We start from the raw sequence: 4483 nt of genomic DNA on the forward strand, positions 1-4483 counted from the left end.
CCTCGGCCTTCACCAGAATCTCCTCGCCGCGACGCACTTCCTGCGCCAGCATGATCGAGGCGCCCTTCACCGCAACAGGCCAGGTCACGACGTCGAGCACGTCGTCCATCCGAGCGGGTTTCAGGAAATCCAGATGCATCGAGCGCACCACGAAGGCAAAGCCCGCACCTTCGGTCTCCACCTGGTCGAACAGCGCCTGCTGCTCGGCGCCCATCAGCCGGAGGTGATTGGTGCGGCCGCGCTCCATGTAGCGCAGATAATTGGCGTGATAGACGATGCCGGAGAACTCTGACTTGACGATATCGCAACAAAAGGCCAACGCATTGATTTCATTGGGTCGCTGGAGCGTTAAAGCGTGAACGAAAGGCAGATTTATCTGTGCTCTTCCATAGCAAGCCTCAGAGCCTTTGGGATGCGCTGCGCTTTTCCGCCTGAGATAAACGCGACCCGTACACGCGCCGAGACCAAGAGATCACCCCCGCGCCTGCACTCCTGCAGCAAGGCAATCGACGCGCCTCTCACCTCTTGCGGGACCGTGACAATGTCAAGCAGGTCGTCCAAGACTGCCGGTTTTAGAAAATCGATTGTCATCGAACGGACAACGAAGGCGAAGCCCGGCGCATCGTTCCGCGTTTCCTCGAGCAGCGCTTGCTGATTGGTGCCGAGCAGGCGCAAGTAATTCGTTCTGCCACGTTCCATGAAACGCAAAAAATTCGCGTGATAAACAATCTGGCCGGAATCGGTATCTTCGAAATAGACGCGGACCTGCATGTAATGCCGTCCGTCTCGAATTTCGCCGTCAAGAGAGAGTGTCACAGCGCGGTTTCCTCTTATTGCGCGTACAGGGACCCATGGTCTTGCACAGAGGCGGTTTTCTGAGCAATCGTCTTGAGCTTGGCTCCTGCTGCCGGAAGCTGAGGCAACCGCCTGAATGCGGCAGGCGTCGCGCTGCTGCCATCGACTTCGGATGAATATGTCGGAGATCTATCGTCAACGCGTACCCGGCTTGAGGACGACGTTCATGAATGCGCCTCCGGCTCATGAACCTAGGCGAGCCAGTCCTTCGCCGCAATCGCTGAACGAAAAATCGCCGAGGCCGGCGAGGCCGTAAATGGCCTTGCCCTTGGCGATGGCCTCGTGCTCGCTGCTGGCGAGCACGAGGGTTTCGTATGTCATCCAGCTTTTGAAGCCGACGTCGTAGCCCCGCGTGGCGGCTGGGCTCATTGCCCCGCCTCCGCGTCGGCCTTGGGTTCGCGAACCACGAGGCGGCCGTTCAATGGCAGGCAGCTCAACTGGATGTTGAAGCCCTTGCCGTCCTGTTGCCAGGCCGCGCGCCGATCTTGGTCCAGAAGGGTCTACAAGGCGACAAAAGCAGAAGAGCGCCTCAACTCGTCTCAAGTTCATTTCGAGCTCTGGACCAGCGGCGGCTTCACAGATGCCGCAATCGCTGTTCTTGAAGCTGCTCGATCCACGACCAAGCGTTACAACATAGGCTGGAAATCCGGCAAGGAGGTCCGCGCCGAGCTCGCTCGCACAAGCTCAAGAGTACTTTGCCGCTACGGCGATCAAGGAGGCCGATCTCACGTTGAGCGAAGTAAAGCTCGGGCCGGCCAGCTACGGGATGGGAGACCTTATCCTGAGCGGGACTGTAGCGAACGACCAACGACGCCTTGGCCACCATCTTTTTCCAAGTAATCCTCACGGACTGTCGGGAAGCCACTTGTCGCGTTGTCGGTCAGAAGGACGCCTCGGCATCAGTTTCAGTCCCGCCCAAGCAGTTACGTTCCTTCAGCTCGTATGCGATACGCTTTGAAAATCTCCCCCCTGTCTCCGCGGCGAAGCGCTCCTGGACGTATCGGATCACTGGCCTGCGGGCCGGGTAACTCCGACTCTATGTCAGGCTATCGATCGTTGCTTCAAGGAGCTCACCCAAGTCGCTGATGACGCCGAGACTCCAGCACGGGCCTCGATCCACGGCTCTTCTCGGTGTGTCATTTCCTCGAGTTGGTCGCCGGAAAGCGGGGCGTAGACCTCGAGCACGGAGTTGATAAAGGCGCGGTCAGCCTCAGTCAGGCCCATCGGATCAAAACCTTGCCGGACATCAGGAAGCCCGACCGACGAATACATCGCCTTCGTCTGAACGAACCGGTCATAGACGGCGCGGCTTAGGGGCCCATGAACCCAGGCCTGAAAACTGTTTTGAGGAAACAGCGGACCACGACCAAAGGCCAGGCTCCAAGCCTGGCAGTAGTAAAGCAATTTGTGCAACTTCAGGACGTTCAGAAATCCGCCGTCCTCCGTAAGCCTCACAATGATGTAGTCGCAAGCATCCTGAATGTTCATCTTGGCCTCTATGACGAAGACCATATCATATCGCGACTCGGCGGTCACGGAATCTAAAGTCGTGCTTTGTCAAGACGTTCCCTTGGAGCTGCGGCACGGCAACGCAAAGACTGATTCGCGGCCGCCTCAAGTCGGGGGGCCGGCGCCGGGGCGCGTTAACCTTTTGGTAGATGTTTCATTTTCTGGCCTATTTGAGCGAAACTAGCTCTGACGCCAATTCCGCGCGTAGGCTTCTCAGGCATTGCCGGGGAGAGGGCATCGCTAGAAATCCGACTGACCTCGCCGGCTGCTCACGATCCGCAGGAGGTGGCTGGCGATTATCAACATCTCGGCCGCCCTTTCGGATTCGACAAGTCAACGTTCCTATGGCTTCTTGGGTTCTTAAAGACGCTGACTGCGACCCCGCTGGCCGGATTAGTCGCCCGTGAAGAATTCGGAAGCGATTGATCTGTCGCAGTGATTTGACGCGAGCAAGTATTCGATTTTGCAAGAAAGCCGTGGGTAGGTCCTGGTTTTCTTGCGTTTTTGGATTCCGGATTGGGCGGCTTCGTGATTCCTTTGACGGCGAGATTCGCTGTTGGGGAGAACCCATGAGCCATCCGCGCGACGATCGTCAGGACGATCTGTTTCGTCCATCTCTGGAGAAGATCATCAACCTTCGCCATCCGTTGGTGCGTCTGGCGGCGGAGATCGATTGGGACTTCCTGGCGGGACGCTTCAGTTCGGTCTGTCGCCTCGGTCCGGGGCAGCCACCGTTGCCGACACGATTGGTAGCCGGACTATTCATCCTCAAGCACATGCACAATCTCTCTGACGAGGCGCTGTGCGGGGGTCGAGAACCCGTATTTTCAGTATTTCTGCGGCGAGGTGGTGTTCCGGCACGACTTGCCATTCGATCGCTCGTCGCTGACCCGCTGGCGCCAGCGGCTGGGTGAGGAGCAGATCGCCGCGCTGTTGCAAGAAAGCCTCTCGGTGGCGCATCGAACTGGGGCAATCGAGACCAAAGATCTCGAGCGGCTCGTTGTGGATACCACCGTACAGGAGAAGTCGATCGCGCATCCGAGCGATGCGCGGCTCATGCACCGGGCGATCGAGAAGCTGGTCGGTTTGGCCAAACGCGAGAGCGTCGAACTGCGCCAAAGCTATCTGCGCGTGGCCAGGCGCGCCGCCATCATGGTGGGACGCTACACGCATGCCCACCAGTTCAAGCGTGCCCGGCGAGAGCTCAAATTCCTGCGCACCCGGCTTGGCCGCATCATCCGTGACATCAGACGCAAGATCGAGGGCGACCCTGCGCTTGAGGATCGCTTTGGTCCGCTGCTCGATCTCGCCCACCGGGTTCGCCATCAAGAGCAGCGTCAGCGCGGTCCCAAGGTCTACTCGTTGCACGCCCCCGAGGTGGAGTGCATCGGCAAAGGCAAGGCCCGGGCACCTTACGAATTTGGCTGCAAAGTCTCGATTGCCACGCCTGCCACCGCGCCCAAAGGCGGGCAGTTCGTACTGCATGCCAAGGCCCTGCACGGCAATCCCTATGACGGCCACACGCTCGGTCCCGTCATCGCCGACCTCGAAAAGCTCACTGGTGTTGCAGCGCGCCGCATCCACGGCGACAAGGGCTACCGCGGCCACAACTATCCTGACCGATTCAAGGTCTGGATCAGCGGCCAGGTTCGCCGTGTCACCAAAGCCATCCGCCGCGAGATGCGGCGTCGCGCCGCCGTCGAGCCTGTGATCGGCCATCTCAAGGACGACCACCGAATGCGCCGTAACCATCTCAAGGGTCGCGACGGCGACCGCACCAACGCCGTGCTCGCCGCCGCCGGCTACAACTTCAGCCTGCTCCGCCGCTGGCTCACCGAACTTTTATGCGGCCTGTTATGGATACTCTGTCGCCACCTATCGCAACCACACCTTGCGTAAAACGGTGCTCAGGGACGTTCTTCACGAACGACGGATTAGCTGTCAAAGTCACCGACGGCTTTTTCCTCGTCGGACTGTCAAACGTCGATGCCGACCGCTCCCGGAACTACAGCTGCTGAACGACCGCTCTTGGTTCGACATGCCGTTCCAATACAAGACGCAGCGCCGTGCCATTTTAGCGATCGTGACCTTGCCCCCAAGTTTTATCCAGTCCTGAGTT

At 59.1% G+C, this 4483-nt stretch carries 4 protein-coding genes and 2 pseudogenes; 2 read left to right on the top strand and 4 right to left on the bottom strand.

What is annotated here, in order from left to right:
- The 4 genes from IC66_RS0137845 to IC66_RS0137860 all read right to left on the bottom strand — a co-directional run.
- Positions 1 to 247: acyl-CoA thioesterase (locus tag IC66_RS0137845; RefSeq protein WP_440588121.1), on the bottom strand; the 247-nt coding region annotated here is incomplete at its 3' end.
- 125 nt (positions 248 to 372) lie between these two features.
- Positions 373 to 816, bottom strand: a complete 444-nt coding sequence (ybgC, locus tag IC66_RS0137850) for a tol-pal system-associated acyl-CoA thioesterase (protein WP_011089947.1) — start codon at positions 814 to 816, stop codon at positions 373 to 375.
- 222 nt (positions 817 to 1038) lie between these two features.
- The gene (locus IC66_RS47340; protein ID WP_018641664.1) at positions 1039 to 1224 is read right to left on the bottom strand and encodes a hypothetical protein; all 186 of its coding nucleotides are present in this window, start codon (positions 1222 to 1224) and stop codon (positions 1039 to 1041) included.
- A gap of 672 nt (positions 1225 to 1896) precedes the next feature.
- Positions 1897 to 2343, bottom strand: coding sequence for a Panacea domain-containing protein (locus IC66_RS0137860; protein WP_035665968.1), 447 nt, complete (start codon positions 2341 to 2343; stop codon positions 1897 to 1899).
- A gap of 590 nt (positions 2344 to 2933) precedes the next feature.
- On the opposite strand from IC66_RS0137860, the pseudogene IC66_RS0137865 reads away from it, so the two are divergent.
- A pseudogene (locus IC66_RS0137865) lies at positions 2934 to 4263 on the top strand (IS5 family transposase).
- A gap of 32 nt (positions 4264 to 4295) precedes the next feature.
- Positions 4296 to 4480: pseudogene (locus IC66_RS48705) on the top strand (hypothetical protein); the annotation flags it as partial.
- Positions 4481 to 4483 lie beyond the last annotated feature (3 nt).

The sequence above is a fragment of the Bradyrhizobium genomosp. III genome, from assembly GCF_000261705.1.
GTDB lineage: Bacteria > Pseudomonadota > Alphaproteobacteria > Rhizobiales > Xanthobacteraceae > Bradyrhizobium > Bradyrhizobium ottawaense.

What these genes read in the sequence shown, in the direction of transcription:
- IC66_RS47340 (WP_018641664.1), bottom strand. Translation starts at nt 1,224, where the DNA reads ATGAGCCCAGCCGCCACGCGGGGCTACGACGTCGGCTTCAAAAGCTGG.
- IC66_RS0137860 (WP_035665968.1), bottom strand. Translation starts at nt 2,343, where the DNA reads ATGAACATTCAGGATGCTTGCGACTACATCATTGTGAGGCTTACGGAG.